Annotated in this window: 16 protein-coding genes and 2 tRNA genes; 7 read left to right on the top strand and 11 right to left on the bottom strand. The window is 66.2% G+C overall.

Annotation, left to right across the window (positions count from 1 at the left end; translation table 11 throughout):
• Positions 1-34 precede the first annotated feature (34 nt).
• Positions 35-766, bottom strand: coding sequence for an ArsR/SmtB family transcription factor (locus tag M5E06_RS08695; RefSeq protein WP_252137863.1), 732 nt, complete (start codon positions 764-766; stop codon positions 35-37).
• On the opposite strand from M5E06_RS08695, the gene M5E06_RS08690 reads away from it, so the two are divergent.
• Positions 720-1811, top strand: a complete 1092-nt coding sequence (locus M5E06_RS08690) for a DMT family transporter (protein WP_252137862.1) — start codon at positions 720-722, stop codon at positions 1809-1811. The two genes, M5E06_RS08695 and M5E06_RS08690, sit on opposite strands and share 47 nt — an antisense overlap.
• 16 nt (positions 1812-1827) lie before the next feature.
• Here M5E06_RS08690 and mrdA read toward each other — a convergent pair whose 3' ends face one another.
• The 5 genes from mrdA to M5E06_RS08665 form a co-directional block, all read right to left on the bottom strand.
• On the bottom strand, positions 1828-3717 hold the full coding sequence (gene mrdA, locus M5E06_RS08685) for a penicillin-binding protein 2 (protein ID WP_252137861.1): 1890 nt from the start codon (positions 3715-3717) through the stop codon (positions 1828-1830).
• Between the two features lie 18 nt (positions 3718-3735).
• Positions 3736-4248: a rod shape-determining protein MreD gene (mreD, locus tag M5E06_RS08680; protein ID WP_085089967.1), complete on the bottom strand. Its 513-nt coding sequence runs from the start codon at positions 4246-4248 to the stop codon at positions 3736-3738.
• 71 nt (positions 4249-4319) lie between these two features.
• Positions 4320-5189 (bottom strand): rod shape-determining protein MreC, encoded by an 870-nt coding sequence (gene mreC / locus M5E06_RS08675; RefSeq protein WP_109153444.1) that lies wholly within the window; start codon positions 5187-5189, stop codon positions 4320-4322.
• Between the two features lie 93 nt (positions 5190-5282).
• Positions 5283-6323: a rod shape-determining protein gene (locus M5E06_RS08670; protein WP_012974729.1), complete on the bottom strand. Its 1041-nt coding sequence runs from the start codon at positions 6321-6323 to the stop codon at positions 5283-5285.
• Positions 6324-6675: 352 nt separating this feature from the next.
• Entirely contained in the window at positions 6676-7215 is a 540-nt protein-coding gene (locus tag M5E06_RS08665; protein WP_149267866.1) for a TIGR00645 family protein, read from the bottom strand.
• A gap of 268 nt (positions 7216-7483) precedes the next feature.
• Here M5E06_RS08665 and phoU point away from each other — a divergent pair, with 268 nt between their 5' ends.
• Together phoU and hisE are read left to right on the top strand one after the other, a co-directional pair.
• Positions 7484-8191 (top strand): phosphate signaling complex protein PhoU, encoded by a 708-nt coding sequence (phoU, locus tag M5E06_RS08660; protein ID WP_085089964.1) that lies wholly within the window; start codon positions 7484-7486, stop codon positions 8189-8191.
• Positions 8192-8328: 137 nt separating this feature from the next.
• On the top strand, positions 8329-8655 hold the full coding sequence (hisE, locus tag M5E06_RS08655; protein ID WP_252137860.1) for a phosphoribosyl-ATP diphosphatase: 327 nt from the start codon (positions 8329-8331) through the stop codon (positions 8653-8655).
• Positions 8656-8672: 17 nt separating this feature from the next.
• On the opposite strand, the gene M5E06_RS08650 is transcribed toward hisE, so the two are convergent.
• Positions 8673-10202 (bottom strand): class I SAM-dependent methyltransferase, encoded by a 1530-nt coding sequence (locus M5E06_RS08650; RefSeq protein ID WP_252137859.1) that lies wholly within the window; start codon positions 10200-10202, stop codon positions 8673-8675.
• A 239-nt stretch (positions 10203-10441) separates the two neighbouring features.
• Between M5E06_RS08650 and M5E06_RS08645 the strand changes: the two genes are divergently transcribed.
• The 3 genes from M5E06_RS08645 (at position 10442) to M5E06_RS08635 (ending at position 11477) form a co-directional block, all read left to right on the top strand.
• Positions 10442-10517, top strand: a tRNA-Lys gene (locus M5E06_RS08645).
• 23 nt (positions 10518-10540) lie between these two features.
• Positions 10541-10616: transfer RNA gene (locus M5E06_RS08640), tRNA-Lys, on the top strand.
• Between the two features lie 162 nt (positions 10617-10778).
• Entirely contained in the window at positions 10779-11477 is a 699-nt protein-coding gene (locus M5E06_RS08635; RefSeq protein WP_252137858.1) for a class I SAM-dependent methyltransferase, read from the top strand.
• 99 nt (positions 11478-11576) lie between these two features.
• Here the strand turns inward: M5E06_RS08635 and M5E06_RS08630 are convergent, their stop codons facing one another.
• The 3 genes from M5E06_RS08630 to M5E06_RS08620 all read right to left on the bottom strand — a co-directional run bounded on the left by M5E06_RS08630 (position 11577) and on the right by M5E06_RS08620 (position 14893).
• Positions 11577-11984 (bottom strand): bacteriohemerythrin, encoded by a 408-nt coding sequence (locus M5E06_RS08630; protein WP_252137857.1) that lies wholly within the window; start codon positions 11982-11984, stop codon positions 11577-11579.
• A gap of 104 nt (positions 11985-12088) precedes the next feature.
• The gene (locus tag M5E06_RS08625) at positions 12089-13903 is read right to left on the bottom strand and encodes a M3 family oligoendopeptidase (protein ID WP_252137856.1); all 1815 of its coding nucleotides are present in this window, start codon (positions 13901-13903) and stop codon (positions 12089-12091) included.
• A 60-nt stretch (positions 13904-13963) separates the two neighbouring features.
• Positions 13964-14893: a LysR family transcriptional regulator ArgP gene (locus M5E06_RS08620; protein WP_252137855.1), complete on the bottom strand. Its 930-nt coding sequence runs from the start codon at positions 14891-14893 to the stop codon at positions 13964-13966.
• Positions 14894-14990: 97 nt separating this feature from the next.
• Between M5E06_RS08620 and M5E06_RS08615 the strand changes: the two genes are divergently transcribed.
• Complete coding sequence (locus tag M5E06_RS08615) at positions 14991-15629, top strand: LysE/ArgO family amino acid transporter (protein ID WP_252137854.1); 639 nt, start codon at positions 14991-14993, stop codon at positions 15627-15629.
• Between the two features lie 12 nt (positions 15630-15641).
• Here M5E06_RS08615 and M5E06_RS08610 read toward each other — a convergent pair whose 3' ends face one another.
• Positions 15642-15992, bottom strand: coding sequence for a hypothetical protein (locus M5E06_RS08610; RefSeq protein ID WP_252137853.1), 351 nt, complete (start codon positions 15990-15992; stop codon positions 15642-15644).
• Between the last annotated feature and the right edge of the window lie 84 nt (positions 15993-16076).

Below are 16076 nucleotides of genomic sequence, written 5' to 3'. Positions count from 1 at the left end.
TGATGAAATGCGCGTCCCTTCGGGGGCGCGCTTTTCATTTGGCGGTCAGGTGCTCCGGTGCGATGCCGAAAAAAGTCGTGAAAGCGTGAGTTCCAGCGTCGGTGATCGCCACCGCGCGGCTGTCAGGGATGCGGACGATCCAGCCGCGTTCCAACGAACAGGTCAGAAGCGCCGCGCCCAGTCGCCCGGCCAGATGATGGCGGCGCTCGCTCCAGTCCAGGCAGACCCGGCACAGCGGTCTGCGGTGCCCGCCCACTTCGGGAATTGCGAGACCGAGTCCGCCGAGGAAATCACGGCCATTGTCGGTCACCAGGGCACTGCCATCGTCGAGGATCACGAACCCGCGCTGGTGCAGCGTGTCGGCCAATTTTGTGCCGAGCCGTCCGGCGAGATGGTCGTAGCAGGTGCGGGCCGTTCGCAGCGCCTTGTCCTTCGGGCCGGGTGGCCGGTGGCGGTGCGGTCCGGCGGCTGCCAGCGCCATCAGGCTTTCCATCGCCTGGGCGATGTCGGGGGAGGCCAGCCGGTAATAGCGGTGCCGGCCCTGGCGCTCCACTGCCAGCAATCCAGCCTCGCTCAATTTCGCGAGGTGGCCGCTGGTGGTCGGGGCGCCGACGCCGGCATGCCATGACAGTTCGCCGGCGGTCAGCGCCTGTCCGCCCATCAGGGCGGAGAGGATGTTCGCACGCGCCGGATCGCCGATCAGCGCGGCGATGGTGGCGATGCCGTTGGCGGAGGCGGTGGGGAAGGGCGGGCTGGTCATGACCATCAGTTTAGGTCGCTTCGCCAGACCCGTCAGCCGCCGACGTTTCGTCCACGACCGAAGCGTTCGCGGCCGTCTTCCACGTGCCGGGCTGGCATGGTGGGCCGGCTTTCAGACCGACGGAGCCATCATGACCATCCTTCCCGCCTCCGATACTCCGGCTTGGCAGCCGAACCTGCGTGTCGAACTTGCCTTGCTGCTGGCCCTCGCCACCCTGTGGGGCGCGTCCTACAGCTTCATCCGCATCGGTGTGGAGACGATCCCGCCTTTGACCTTCATTGCCGGCAGGACGCTGATCGCGGGAGCGATCCTGCTGGTGGTCATCCGCTGGCGCCGCCTTTCGCTGCCACGCGATCCGGCGCTGTGGCGCCGTTTCCTGGTTCAGGCCTGTTTGAACAGCGTCCTTCCCTTCACCCTGATCGCTTGGGCCGAACAGACGGTCGAAGCCGGAACTGCCGTCATCCTCAATGCGACCACGCCGATCTTCGCGTTTCTCATCACCCTTCTGTTCACCCGGCACGAGCCTTTGAGCACCCGGAAGGCGGTCGGCGTGCTCTCCGGTCTCGGTGGGACGGTTCTCATCATCGGGATAGGGGCGGTGGATGGCATCGGCCGCGACCTTCTGGCGCAAGGCGCGATCGTCCTCGCCACACTCTGTTATGCCGGAGCCGCCATCTTCGGCCGCGTGTTCAAGGGACAGGACCCGGTCATGCCGGCCGCGGGAGCGCTGCTGTGCGGAGCGGCTGTCCTGTTGCCGGTCAGTCTGGTGGTCGACCGGCCTTGGACCCTGACGCCGTCCTGGGACTCGCTGCTCGCGCTCGCCGCCCTGTCGGTCTTCTCGACCGCGCTGGCCTTCGTTCTTTATTTCCGTTTGGTTCAAACCCTGGGATCGGTGCCGACCACTGCGCAAGCCTATCTGCGGGTGCCGATCGGGGTCGGGATTGGCGCACTTCTGTTGGGCGAGGCGCTGGAGCCGACCATGCTGGCCGGCTGTGCCGCGGTGGTGATTGGTGTCGCTGCGATGAGCATCCCTGCCCGTCGGCGAGGGTGAGCCCGGCGGAGCAATGTCAGCCCCGCGGCTCCGGTGTTCCGCTCGGCGGTGGGGTTTCGGCGACGGCGGCGCGGCCGGGGTCGCGCTTCTGGGTTTCCAGCAGGATGTCGCGGGCGATCGGCCCCGCTGCGGTCGACCCGCCACCGCCATGTTCGACGAAGACGGCGCAGGCATAGCGCGGCGCCTGGATCGGCGCGAAGGCGACGAACAGGGCGTGATCGCGCTCGCGCCAGGGCAGATCCTCGTTCTTCTTCACACCGGTATTACGCTCGGCCATGGTGATTCGGCGGACCTGGGCAGAGCCGGTCTTGCCGGCCATCTCGTATCCGGCTTCGGTGATGCGCGACCTGTAGGCGGTGCCGTTGGGCGCGTTCACCACCTCGGTCATGCCGCGCAGCACGATGTCGAGATTTTCCTTCTTCACGCCGATGCCGGGCCAAGCGGTCTGTTCGCCACTGACCGTCTTGATCTGCTTGGTCAGGTGCGGCTTGACCGCATAGCCGCCATTGGCCAGCCGGCAGGTCATCACTGCCAGCTGCAGCGGCGTCGCCAGTACATAGCCCTGGCCGATCGAGGCGACCAGCGTCTCGCCCATGTCCCAGCCCTTGCCCAGCGTCGCCTTTTTCCAGGCGATGGTGGGGATCAGGCCAGCGCGCTCGTGCGGCAGGTCGATGTCGGTGCGATGGCCCAGCCCGAAGCGGTTGGACATCTCGGCGATGCGGTCGATGCCGATCCGCCGCGACACGTCGTAGAAGAACACGTCGCAGGAATGGCGCAGCGCGCCGGCAAAATCGACGGTGCCGTGTCCGCCGCGCTTCCAGCAGTGGAACCGGTGGTCGCCCAGTTCGAGGTAGCCGGGGCAGAACACCGTATGGCGGTTGCTGACCACCCCCGATTCCAGCGCCGCCAGAGCTGCCATCATCTTGAAGGTGGAGCCCGGCGGGTATTGGCCGACCACCGCCTTGTTGTTCAGCGGAGTCGCCGGGTTGGACAGCAACTCCTCCCACAGCTCGGCGCTGATGCCCATGGTGAACTGGTTGGGATCGTAGCTGGGGTGCGAGCACAGGGCGTAGATGCCGCCGGTGTGCACATCCATCACCACCGCCGAGGCGCTGACCTCCTGCGACAGCCTTTCCTGCACGAAGCGCTGCAGGGCCATGTCGATGGTCAACTGGATTTCCCGACCCGACTGCCCCTCGTCGCGGGAGAGTTCGCGGATGACGCGGCCGACCGCGTTGACCTCCAGCTGGCTGGTGCCGGCTGTGCCGCGCAGCACCTTCTCGTGAAACTTCTCGATGCCGGCCTTGCCGATGCGGAAACCGGGCAGGGACAGCACGGGATCGCTGTTGCCGCTCAACTCCGCTTCCGATACGGCGCCGACATAGCCCAGGATATGGGCGGTCGCGTCCGCCTGCGGGTAATGCCGCAGCTCGCCCACCTCGATCGACACGCCGGGCAGATCGGGAGTGTTGGTCTCCAGCGTCGCCACCTGCTCCCAGGTCAGGTTCTCGCGCACGGTGACGGGCACGAATCGGCGTTTGCGATGCAACTCGCGCAGCACGCGGCGGCGGTCGCCGTCGGTCAGCGGCACGATGCGGGAGATCTTGTCGAGCGTCTCCTGGATGTTGTGGGTGCGTTCCGACACCACGACGACGCGATAGTTCTGCTCGTTGACCGCCAGCGGCACGCCGAAGCGGTCGACAATGTTGCCGCGCGAGGGCGCGATCAGCCGCAGGCTGATGCGGTTCTCCTCCGCCAGCATGGTGTAGCGGGCCGACTCGACGACCTGCAGGTAATACAGGCGACCGACCAGCGCGGACAGGCCGGCCAGCTTGATGCCGCCCAGCACCAGGGCGCGGCGCGCCAGCAGGCGGGAGCGGTCGGTGTCGCGATCGATTGAACTCATGAGATCCGTCGGGGCCCTTTACCCGTTCAGGAACGCGCGGTGGACGCGGATCAGCAGCCAACCCACCGCAGGAAACACAGCCACCGTCAGCAGGCCCTGGAACAGCGCCGGCAGGATCGACAGCGCGGCGGCGTCCAGCACCGAGAAGGCCAGCCATTGCAGCAGCACGGCACCCGCCATCACCAGCGTGAAGCCGAACCACAGCAGGGCGAAGGTGCTGGCCAGGAATACCCGGCGCTGGTTCAGCACCGCCCATTGGGCGACGACCAGCAGCAGCGCATTCACGCCCAGCGGTCCGCCGACCAGGAAATCCTGCAGCAACCCGATCAGAAAGGCCACCCCCGGACGCATCAGGTCAGGCCTGTGGATCGTCCAGTAATAGACCGAAACCAGCGTCAGGTTCGGCGCCACCGGGGCGTAGCCGGGCACCGGCACCGGAATCATGCCGACCAGCACCATCATCACCGTGACGGCGAAGGGCGCCAGATTGCGCCCGGTCTTGTCCACCTTCTGCCAGAAAGTCGCCGTCATATCGGCAATCCCCCGGTCGGCGGACCGTCCGTCCGGCTCACGTCCACATCCAGCTCACTTCCACATCCGGTTCACTTGGAATCCGGCGACGGGTCCAGATCGGTGCTCGGCAGGCCGAAATCCACCAGACGCAGATATTCGACGCGCGACAGATCGGCGCTGGGCAGGACGCGAATGCCGCGTTCGCTGACCGCGGTCACCACGCCGACCGGCAAGCCGGGCGGGAACAGACCGCCGTCGCCCGAGGTCACCACCCGCTCTCCCACCTGGATCGGCGAGTCGGGCGGCAGGTACAGAAGCTTGGCCTGATCGGAATTGTCGCCGGCCAGGATCGAGCGCTGGCGCGTGTTCGACAGGATCACCGGAATGCGGGCGTTGATGTCGGTCAGCAGCAGGACGCGGGACGACCATTCGCCGACCTCGATCACCCGGCCGACCAGACCGGCGCCGGCCAGAGCCGCCTGTCCCTTGCGTACCCCGTCGCGCCGGCCGGCGGTGACCACCAGCGTGCGGACGAAGGAACTGCCGGGCGTGGCAATGACGCGGGCGGCGATGTAGTTGACGGCCGGCTCCGGGCGGACGCGCAGCAGGCTGCGCAGGCTGTTGTTCTCCGCCTCCAGCCGCAACGCCGCCTGCCTCCATTGCAGCAGCCGGGCGTTCTCGGCCTTCAGCCGCTGGTTCTCGTCGAAGGCGTTCTCAAGCTCCACCGCGGACTCGACCGCGCGCGCCGCCGTCGCTGCGGGGCGGGAGATGGCGTCCAGGATGGGGGCGAAGGCATCGGTCACGCGTGCGCGGGCGCTGTCCACCGAAACGGACTCGATCTTGCCCACCATCATCAACGCGACGGAGGCCAGAACCAGCAGAAGGAAGGAGAAGCGCTGCGCAAGAGCCCGCAAAGGAGCGGCAAGGCGGATGACGGAGCCGGATGAGCGTGGCTTCACAGGAAATTCCCGTCCAGATACGCGGTCCGTCTCCGGTCCTCACCGCCAAGGGTGGGCGGGGGACCGGAGGCCTTCCAACCAGGGATACACCAATCAGTAGGCGCTGACCAAGACGTTTCGCAGCGTCTTCATCTCTTCCAGCGCGCGGCCGGTGCCGAGCGCCACGCAGGAGAGCGGATCGTCGGCGATCGACACCGGCAGGCCGGTGGCGTGGCGCAGGACGAAGTCCAGGTTGCCCAGAAGCGCGCCGCCGCCGGTCAGGACGATGCCCTTGTCGACGATGTCGGCGGCCAGTTCCGGAGCGGTGTGCTCCAGCGCGACCTTCACCGCCTCGACGATGGCCGAAACGGGCTCGGCCAGCGACTCGGCGATCTGGCGTTCGGAGATGATCAGCTCCTTGGGCACGCCGTTCATCAGGTCGCGGCCCTTGATCTCGAGGATGCGGCCTTCACCGTCCTCGGGCGGACAGGCAGAGCCGATTTCCTTCTTGATCCGCTCGGCGGAGCCTTCGCCGACCAGCAGATTGTGGCTGCGGCGGATGTAGCCGATGATGGCCTCGTCCATCTTGTCGCCGCCGACGCGGACCGAGCGCGAATAGACGATGCCGCCCAGCGACAGCACGGCCACCTCGGTGGTGCCGCCGCCGATGTCGACGACCATCGAGCCCGTCGGTTCGGTCACCGGCAGCCCGGCGCCGATCGCGGCGGCCATCGGTTCCTCGATCAGGAAGACGCGGCGGGCGCCGGCGGCCTCCGCCGATTCCTGGATCGCCCGGCGTTCCACCGCGGTCGAGCCCGACGGCACGCAGATGATGACCTGCGGGCTGGCGAAGCTGCGGCGGTTGTGAACCTTGCGGATGAAATGCTTGATCATTTCCTCCGCAACTTCGAAATCGGCGATGACGCCGTCGCGAAGCGGCCGGATGGCCTGGATGTTTCCGGGCGTGCGGCCAAGCATCATCTTCGCCTCGTCACCGACGGCGAGGACCTGCTTTTTGCCGCGCACATTGGCGATGGCGACGACGGACGGTTCGTTCAGGACGATGCCGCGGCCCTTGACATAGACCAGGGTGTTGGCCGTCCCCAGATCGATCGCCATGTCGGCGGACAGAACGCCGAGCAGTTTGGAGAGCATGGAGCTGACGAACTCTATCAAAGCGGTTGAGACGGCCGAGCCGGCGGACTGGCATAGCATGCCCGCCAACGGTTCCATAGTCGAATGCGCCCGCACGCTCAAGCGGAGAGTGCGCCCGGCAGCCCTGATACCTGCCGCGAAGACGGTCTCCGGAAGACCGGGGACCGCTGCGGCGCGGTGTCTGGTGATCGGGACATTGGCGGGTTAGGGTTAATATTCCGTCAACGGGCAGAAGCCCTACGGTCAAACCTGTTCCGATCCGCCGACAGCCCGGCAAGCCGGTGTGACCGTGAAGTGTCTATCCCTGTCGATGATGCGCCGCAATGACCTTTTGCCGGCCCTTCTTTCCGGTTCAGTGTTGATCCGTTGCAGATTTGGGGCCGGACTTCGCGGCAGGGGCGTGGTGCCCCTCCAGCCTGTCCATGCAGGCGAGCAGAACGCCGGAAATCACGAAGGTCATGTGGATGATGACCAGCCACATCAACTCGTCGCGGGAGGTCTGCGCCAAGTTCATGAAGGCCTTCAACAGGTGAATGCCCGAAATGGCGACGATCGAGGCGATCAGTTTCAGCTTCAATCCGCCGAAATCGACCTTTCCCATCCAGTCCGGCCGGTCCTCGTGATTGGCCACGTCGATCTTGGAGACGAAGTTCTCGTAGCCGGCGAAGATCACCATCAGCAGAAGGTTCCCGGCAAAGGACATGTCGATCAGCGTCAGCACGGCCAGCAGCACGTCCTTCTCGCTCATCTCCAACACATGCGGGATGATATGCAGGATCTCCTGCGTGAACTTCACCAGCAAGGCGCCCAGCGAGACGACCAGCCCGAGATAGAAGGGGGCGAGCAGCCAGCGGCTGGCAAAAATGATCTGTTCAAAGCGGCGTTCGATCATGGCGGGTTCGGCACGTCGTTGAGTGAGGGAGAAAACGCGGACTCCACACATGTGTCGCAATGCTGCGCCGCAAAATCAATCAGGCAGTTTCCGGGGTAGCAAGGGGGAGCGGGAACCGGCTTTGGTAATAGGGCCTGGGGTCATAGGGCCTGGGGTCATAGGGCCTGGAGTCATAGGGCCTGGAGTCATAGGGATTGTCATCGTACCGTAACGTCCGGGCGCTATGGTGAGGGCTTTGCAGAAGACCGCCGGGAAGGGTTTGGCGACCATGAAGACCTCCGCTCCGCACATCGTGTCCGCGTTCGAGGACGCGCTGAAGCGGCTGAAATCCGCCATCGTGCAGATGGCCGGCGCTGCGGAGACGCAGATCGACCAGGCGCTGACCTGTCTGGCCCAGCGCAATCCCGAGCTTGCGCGGGAAATCGTGGAATCGGATGCACGACTCGACTCCTTCGAACATGACATTGAAGCCCACTGCATGCGCCTGCTGGCTCTGCGCCAGCCGGTTGCCGACGATCTGCGCGAGGTGATCGCGGCGCTGAAGATCGCCGGCAACCTGGAGCGGATCGGCGACCATGCCGCCAACACCGCCAAGCGGGCTGTTGCCATCTTCAGCCTGCCCGACGCCGGATCGATGGCGGGGCTTCCGCAACTCGGCCGGCTGGTGCGCGAGCGCCTCAGCGCCGTGATCGACGCCTATGTCGACAATGACGGCGAGGCGGCCCTGCGCATCTGGCGCACCGACGACGAGGTGGATGCCCTCTACACCAGCCTCGTTGCGGAGGTGGAACGGTCAGCATTGGCGGCGCCGGACCAGTTCACGGCGCACATGCACCTGATGATGATAGCCAAGAACCTGGAGCGCATCGGCGACCACGCCACCAACATCGCCGAGGTCGTCTATTTCGTCAGCACCGGCGAAGCCCTGCTGGACGAGCGTCCGAAGGCCGACCATTCCTATGACCCGGTGAGCTGAAACGGCGCTGCGCCGCAAGGCATAAGGCCATCGTGCGGCGCCTCACCGCGCCTATGGGGGATGGTAATTCCGTCGCGGAGCGATCACGTTATCGAAACGATGCTTCCGTCGCCCGCACACGAGACAAATCCCACCTGATGACCGACGACCTGATCCGCCTTTATGCCGCCATCCTCGACCGCAAGCAGATGGACCCAGCGCAGTCCAAGACTGCGCGGCTGATCGCCGCCGGCCCGAAGAAGATCGCCAAGAAGGTGGGCGAGGAGGCGGTCGAGGTCGCGCTGGACGCCATGAACGAGGATCGTCAGGGCGTCATCAACGAAAGCGCCGACCTGCTCTACAACCTGTCGGTCCTGTGGGCGACGCTGAACATCCATCCCGACGACGTCTTCGCCGAAATCCGCCGTCGCGAGGCGCTCTACGGCATTGCCGAAAAGCTGCCGAAGACGGCGGCGGAGCGCTGACGCCGATACCCCGGCCCTCAAGCCACCCCCAACTCCTGCAGCAACGGCAGGCGCCGTTGCAGGAAGGCCGCATGCCGGCGCGCCAGTTCCGCGCGGTTGGCGTCATCCCCAACGCAACGCTCGCCATCGCGCCCCAGCACGATGCCGTCGGCCGACAAGTGATTCCAGGCGAAGGCGGCCGGCTCCTCACCTTGCCGTGCGGCCAGCAGGAACAATGCCTCAATCCGCGACACCGGCACGCCGGCGCCCAGAAGGGGCGAGGCGAGCTGCCCCGGCGTGTCGCCGAAGCGATGGCGTTCCAGCACGGCGGCATTGAAGCGGCCGCTTGAAGTCTTCCGTTCGGCAAACCTCTCGTCCGGCATGACCGGTGCCGCCAGCGACAGGCTGGTCAGCAGCACCAGCGCGCGCAGCACCGCCTCTTCCCCCTGCGCCGCCAGGGCCGGCCGGGCGAGCAGCGCGTCCAGGCTCTGCGGCCCCTCGGCCATCGCCTCGCCCAGTGGCTGGTAGAGCGCCCGCGGGAAGGGCAGGCGGCCGACGGGCGTGGACGCGACCTCCGGCAGGTCGTCGGCGGCCACCAGAAGCGCGAAACGGGTCTCGCCCAGTAATGCGCGGCGTTCGGCCTGACCCAGCCGTTCGCCGCCCTTCACGAACAGGTCGCGGCGGAAACTGCGGTTGGTCATCACGTCGCGCAGGGTCTCCGCCTGGGCGGGGTCGCGCGCCTCATCTGCCAGCGCCTGTTGGGCGGGGGAGAGGGTGAGATCGTGCAACTGCTCCATCGGCACGGCGGCGCCGGCGAATTCCAGCTTCGCGCCGGCCAACTCGCGTGCCACGTCGGCATGGTAGAAGGCGGTCCAGTCCCCGTTCAGATATTCGTGGGCGATGTAGTTCGGCGATTTGTGACGAAGTTGCTCGATCCGCTCCACCACGCCCTCGGTGTTGGCGAACCAGCCGCCGCCTTGCGCCGCCATCCGCGCGGCGAACTCCACCGCGCGGGCGATGCGGCCGGGCAGGGGGCCGTCCCCTTCGGCGCAGCGCTCCACCAGCAGACGGCGCAGCGGCATGTGGGCGAGCGTGCCGGGCAGGGCGTTGTAGCTGACGAAGACGACACCTCCCGGCGCCAGCCGGCGACGCAGCGTGTCCAGCAGGATCGCGCGGTTCTCCCCGCTCACCCAGGACCAGACGCCGTGCAGGGAGACCACGTCCAGCATTGGGGCGTCGCGGCGGGCGTACTCGGCGAAGCTTTCCTCCAGGAACTCGGCGTTGGTCAGCCCGGCGTCGGCGACCAGCCGGCGGACGCCGGCGATGTGGGAGGGGTTGAAGTCCATCGCCTCGAATCGCGCTGCCGGATGGGCGCCGGCCAGCAGCGCGCTGGTCAGCCCGTGGCCGCAGCCGGGCTCCGCCATGGTGAAGCTGCCGCGGCGCAGCGCCTCAGGCGGGCGCCAGCCGCGTAGCGTGAGGGCGAAGCAGAGGAGGGCCGGCGACCAGTCGCGATAGACGGCGCGGATATAGTCGATGCCGCCGACATAGCCTTCGGTCCAGCCGCCCATCCCTGATCTCCCGTTCCGATGCCCGTTTCGCCAGCGCCGGTGTAGCCGCCGGGGCAGGAGTCCGGCCACCGAAAAGCACGCGCCAAAAAATTCACATGGGGTGCGATTTTGCTATCGACAGGTCAAAGGCCCTTCGCTATAAACCGCGCCACACCGGCCGGGACAACGGCTTGGCCGGCGCGATGAACAGTCGGCTGATTTCAGCAAGGATTTCAGCCAGGTTCACCGCAGCAAGAGATGGGCGCATAGCTCAGTTGGTAGAGCAGCTGACTCTTAATCAGCGGGTCCAAGGTTCGAGTCCTTGTGCGCCCACCATCTCTTGAACATGTCCTACGGATGGGCGCATAGCTCAGTTGGTAGAGCAGCTGACTCTTAATCAGCGGGTCCAAGGTTCGAGTCCTTGTGCGCCCACCATCCGTTCTCAAAAAATTTCGTGTAGCTTCGATGCCTGGCCTTGAGCCGGGCTTTTTCCCTTTGTACCATCGCACCTTGTCCTGTTTGATGATTGAGTTCGCGTGAGCGGGGCCATGATGGTAAGCCGCCATGCAAGAATCATTGGTTCGATTGGATCCGGACATGTCGGAATCTCAGCGCGCCTATTACAGGAAGACCGCGCAACTTTATGATGAAATGCATGTCTCTCAGGCCGATGAACATACATTCGCTTTGCAGTGGTTGACCGGACTCATTCGGTTTTATGGGTTCCGACGTGTGCTTGACGTCGGGTGTGGGACCGGTCGCGTCGGGCTGTGGCTGGCCCAGCATGCGCCGGATGTCGAGGTCTTCGGGTTGGAACCTGTTCCCGAGATGATTGCCGAGGCAATTCGCAAGGGTCATCGGCCCGACCGGCTTGTCGAAGGCAGCGCTCTCGACATTCCCTATCCCGACGACAGCTTCGATCTGGTCTGCGAATTCGGTGTTCTACATCATGTCCAGGATGACATGCGGGCCGTGCGCGAGATGGCCCGAGTGGCAGGTAACGCCGTGTTCATTTCGGACTCCAACAATTTCGGCCATGGAGGGCCATTGGCCCGTCGCGTCAAACAGGCCATTCACCGGATCGGGCTTTGGCCGCTGGCGGATTTCATAAAGACCAATGGGAAAGGCTATGTCCAATCGGAAGAGGATGGAATCGCCTACAGCTACAGCGTCTTCGACAGCCTTCCACTGCTGCGGTCCAAATTTCCGAAGTCCTATTTTCTGAATACGGCTCCGGCCGGTCCCGATCTCTATCGCACCGCGCCCAGCGTCGCGATGCTCCTTACCAATTCCTGAGAAGCGATCCGCCTCGACCGGATGCCGTTCGTCCGGCTGCGATCAAAGGCTGAGCGCTTCACGGAAAAGGCAGGAGAGCCGCGCAATCGGCGCTGTCCTTCACCCCTCCGCCTGCGCCAGGAAATCGGCGGTCACCCGATCCATCGTCGCCAGATGGGTGTGGAACCAGTCGGGGAAATGCTCGGTCACATACAGACGCGCGCGGGCTTCGTTACCTTCCTCCAGTTCGGCTTCCATGGTCGCGACCACCTTCAGGACGCGGGTGTGCTCGTCCTTGTGGCAATGCAGGGCGAAAAAGCCGTGCTGGGTCATCAGCGCGTTCTCGCGGGCGAAATGCTCGCGCAGATGCTTGGCGAAAGCGGCGAAGGGCGCCCGGAGTTCGCCGGCCGGGGCGTCGAGGGCGGCTTGCCAAAGCGCGAGGGAATCGGCGTGGTCGCGGTCCATGGCCTCGTAGCCAAGGAGGGGGACGTCAGCGGATGGGGCGGAGGGCGTGGTGGTCGCAAGCATGATGTTCGCTTCCAAAAAAGATGGCCTTCGGAGACGATGCTCCGAAGGCCACCATACCCGCACGCCGGCCATGGTCTCTTGACGGCGGTCAAGACACCAAACTGTCAGCCCTGCGCCTCGCCGGCCTCCAGTTCGTCGATGAAGCCGCGGATGACGCCGAGTCCCTTCTGCCAGAAGGCGGGGTCGGAGGCGTCGAGGCCGAAGGGAGCCAGCAACTCCTTGTGGCGCAGCGTGCCGCCGGCCGTCAGCATCGCCAGATATTTCTCGGCGAAGCCCTGTTCGGCATCCTGATAGACCGCGTAGAGCGAGTTCACCAAGCAGTCGCCGAAGGCATAGGCGTAGACGTAGAAGGGCGAATGGATGAAGTGGGGGATGTAGGACCAGTAATGCCGGTATCCCTCGTCGAAGCGCAACGCCGGACCCAGGCTTTCGATCTGCACCGCCATCCAGATTTCACCGATGCGGTCCGAGGTCAGTTCGCCCTCGCGCCGTTCGGTGTGGACACGGCGTTCGAAATCGAAGAAGGCGATCTGGCGGACCACGGTGTTCAGCATGTCCTCGACCTTGCCGGCCAGCATGATTCGGCGGCGCTTCGGGTCGGTCTCTGCGGCCAGCAGGGCGCGGAAGGTCAGCATCTCGCCGAACACGGAGGCGGTTTCCGCCAGCGTCAGCGGGGTGTCGGACAGGAAGTGACCCTGCTTGCCGGCCAGGATCTGGTGGACGCCGTGCCCCAGCTCATGGGCCAGCGTCATCACGTCGCGCGTCTTGCCCTGGTAGTTGACCAGCAAGTAGGGGTGGACGCTGGGCACGGTCGGGTGGGCGAATGCGCCCGGCGCCTTGCCGGGACGGACCGGGGCATCGATCCAGGGATTGTCGAAGAAGCGCTTGCCGAGGCTGGCGAGGTCGGGGGAGAAGCGGCCATAGGCGCCCAGCACGATGTCGCGCGCCTCGTCCCAAGGGATGCTGCGGTCGGCATCCTCCGGCAGGGGAGCGTTGCGGTCCCAGTAATCCAGGTGGTCCTGGCCGAACCATTTGGCCTTCATCGCGTAATAGCGGTGCGACAGCTCCGGATAGGCACCCTTGACGGCGGAGACCAGCGCGTCGACGACTTCATCCTCGACCCGGTTGGACAGGTTGCGGGCGGAGGTCGGCGTCGGATAGTTGCGCCAGTCGTCCTCGATCTCCTTGTCCTTGGCCAGCGTGTTGGTGATCAGCGAGAACAGCCGCGCATTCTCGCCCAGCACCTTGCCCACCACCTCGCCGGCCTCGCGGCGGATGGCGGGATTGCGGTCGGACAGGCGGTTCAGCGCCTCCGCACAGGTCAGATCCTTCCCGCCCATGGGGAAGCGCAGGCTGGCGATGGTCTCGTCGAACAGGCGATTCCAGGCGGCGCGGCCGACCACGTGCTTTTCATGCAGCAGCCGCTCGATCTCGTCGGACAGCTGGTGGTCGCGGTAAAGGCGGACGTCGCGCAGCCACGGCTCGTAATGGCGCAGCGCCGCCGACGCCTTCTGCTTGGCCGCCAGATCCTTTTCGTCCAGCCGGTTGATCTCCAGCGTGAAGAAGATCAGGTGGGCGGAGATATCGTTCACCCGCTCCTGCGCCGACTGATAGAATTTGGCGATGGCCGGGTCGATCATGTTGCCGTTGTAGACCAGCCCGGCATAGGAGATGACGCGCGACAGCGTCTCGTCGATGTCCTCATAGCTGCGGATCGCCGCGGCCAGATCGTCGCCGTTCAGCGCCGCCAGCTTGCCGGCATAGCGTTCGCGGAAGGCCTTGCACTCCCGCTCCATCCGGTCGAGGTCAGCCTTCAGTTCCGGCGACTCGGTGCCGGGATAGAGGTCACTCAGGTCCCAGGTGGGAAGCGCACCCAGATCGGGGGTGTCGTTTGCGGCCATGGCGGCGCTGCTGGTCATCGAGTCCCTCCAGAGATTGGTTGGATCCATATAAGCGCGCACTCGGCGCGGGCAAAGCCTTCATCGGGCGGGCGGGCTTCCTGCCTCTTCGCCGGTGGGATGGAGGGCTCGCCGTCCGGCGCGCAGGACCGCGCGCGACAGGTCGGCCAGCGCGGTTCCGGCGATCCGGCTCTGCTGCCAATGGAGTGGAACGTCCAGCGGCCGGCCGGGCACCAACTCCACCAGACGACCCGTCGCCAGATGGTCGGCAACCAGCGGGTCGGGGTTCATTCCCCATCCCAGCCCGGCCAGCGCCCCATCGACGAAGGCATGGGTGGAGGGCAGCCAGTGAGTCGGCGGAGTGGGCGCCTGTGTCGGATCGCGGTCGCTCAGCACCATGCGCAGCCACTGCGCCTGCAACTGGTCCTTGCGGTTGAAGGTCAGGCAAGGCGCGTTCGCCAAGGCGTCCGCCGTCACCCCATCGGCGAAATGGCGGCGCAGGTAATCCGGGCTGGCGGTGGCGCGGTAGCGGAGTGCGCCAAGCGGATGGCTGTTGCAGCCGGGAACCGGTGCCGCGCTGGCGGTGACGGCGGCCAGAACCTCGCCCATGCGCAGCCATTCGGCGCTGTGGTCCTGGTCGTCCAGCACCAGATCGAACAGGCAGCCCGGCAGCTCGGCCATCGCCGCGACGAACCATGTGGCGAGGCTGTCGGCATTCACGGCGATCCGCAAGGTGACCGGCCCGTCCGCCGGGCTCAGGCCGGGCAGGGCGCCGCGCAATTCGCTTTCCAGCAGCGCCACCTGCTCCACATGCTGGCACAGGCGCTGGCCGGCGGCAGTGCCTGTGCAGGGCTGGCCACGGACCACAAGGACGGTGCCCAGCCGCTCCTCCAGCAGCTTCACCCGCTGCGACACTGCCGACGGGGTGACATGCAGCTGCCGGGCGGCGCGCTCGAAGCTGCCGGTGCGGATCACGGCGGCCAGAGCCATCAGCAGCGGATAGTCCAGCATGGATTAGCTCTGCTTAATCAAGGCAAGAAGGATTAAGTACGGCAAAGGCTGCTCCGGTGGTAGCGGAATGACATTCCCCGACTCCGGAACCACCGCGATGACCGATCTTTCCCCCGCCGCACTGCTGCCGGCCTTCCTGCCGGGCCTGTTCCTCGGCTTCAGCCTGATCGTCGCCATCGGGGCGCAGAACGCCTTCGTGCTGCGCCAGGGCCTGCGCAACGAGCATGTGCTGGCGATCTGCGCCACCTGCGCCCTGTCGGACGCCGTCCTGATCCTGGCCGGGGTCAGCGGATTCGCCACCGTCGCGGCGCGCTGGCCCTGGCTGGAGCCGCTGATGCGCTATGCCGGCGCCGCCTTCCTGCTGGTCTATGGCTTGCGCAGCGCCCGGTCGGCGTGGGCCGGCGGCAGCGGGCTGAACCCGGCCGATCGTGAGCCGGGCGGGCTGTTGCCGGCACTGCTGACCTGTCTGGCGCTGACCTGGCTGAACCCGCATGTCTATCTGGACACGGTGGTGCTGGTCGGCTCCGTCTCCGCCCGCTTCGCCGAGGCACGGGGCGCCTTCGCGCTGGGGGCGATGACGGCGTCCTTCCTGTTCTTCTTCGCGCTCGGCTATGGCGCCCGGCTGCTGCGCCCGCTGTTCGCCCGGCCTGCCGCCTGGCGGGTGATGGACGGCGTCATCGCCCTGGTGATGTGGGCGATCGCGGCGGGGCTGCTGATCGGGCACGCGGGGGCTTGATGCCGCTGGCGCTCAATCCCCCTCCTGCGCCCGCCGGATCGCCGCCTCCACGCATTGCAGGTGCAGCTTCTTGCGGGCGAGCTGGCGGGCTCGGCGTTCCTCCAGGTCGGTGGTCGCCATCACCTCGATGATGCAGCCGCGCCAGCCGTTGGCGTCCAAAGCGCGGGCGACCTCGGCATAGCCGAAATAGCCCTTGTCCGGCTGCTCCCACGGCGCGCGGAAATCGGCGCGGCGCAGGACGAAGCGGTTGGACTGGCTGCCGCCGCCCAGGTTGGTGAGACGGGCCACGATCAGGCGCTCGCCGTTGCCGTGAACGACGGTCAGGATCGGGCGAATCCCGGTGATGGGTGGATCGACGGCCATGATCCATGCATAACGGTCCAGGGGCGTCCTGACCAGAGCGTCGCTGATCGCGCCGCCGACGCTTCCTCTCCCGCCCGAACGGAG

This window comes from Azospirillum sp. A1-3 (assembly GCF_023806445.1).
GTDB lineage: Bacteria > Pseudomonadota > Alphaproteobacteria > Azospirillales > Azospirillaceae > Azospirillum.
Note: the sequence above shows the minus strand (reverse complement) of the source record. Positions and strands in the feature narration are given on the sequence as shown.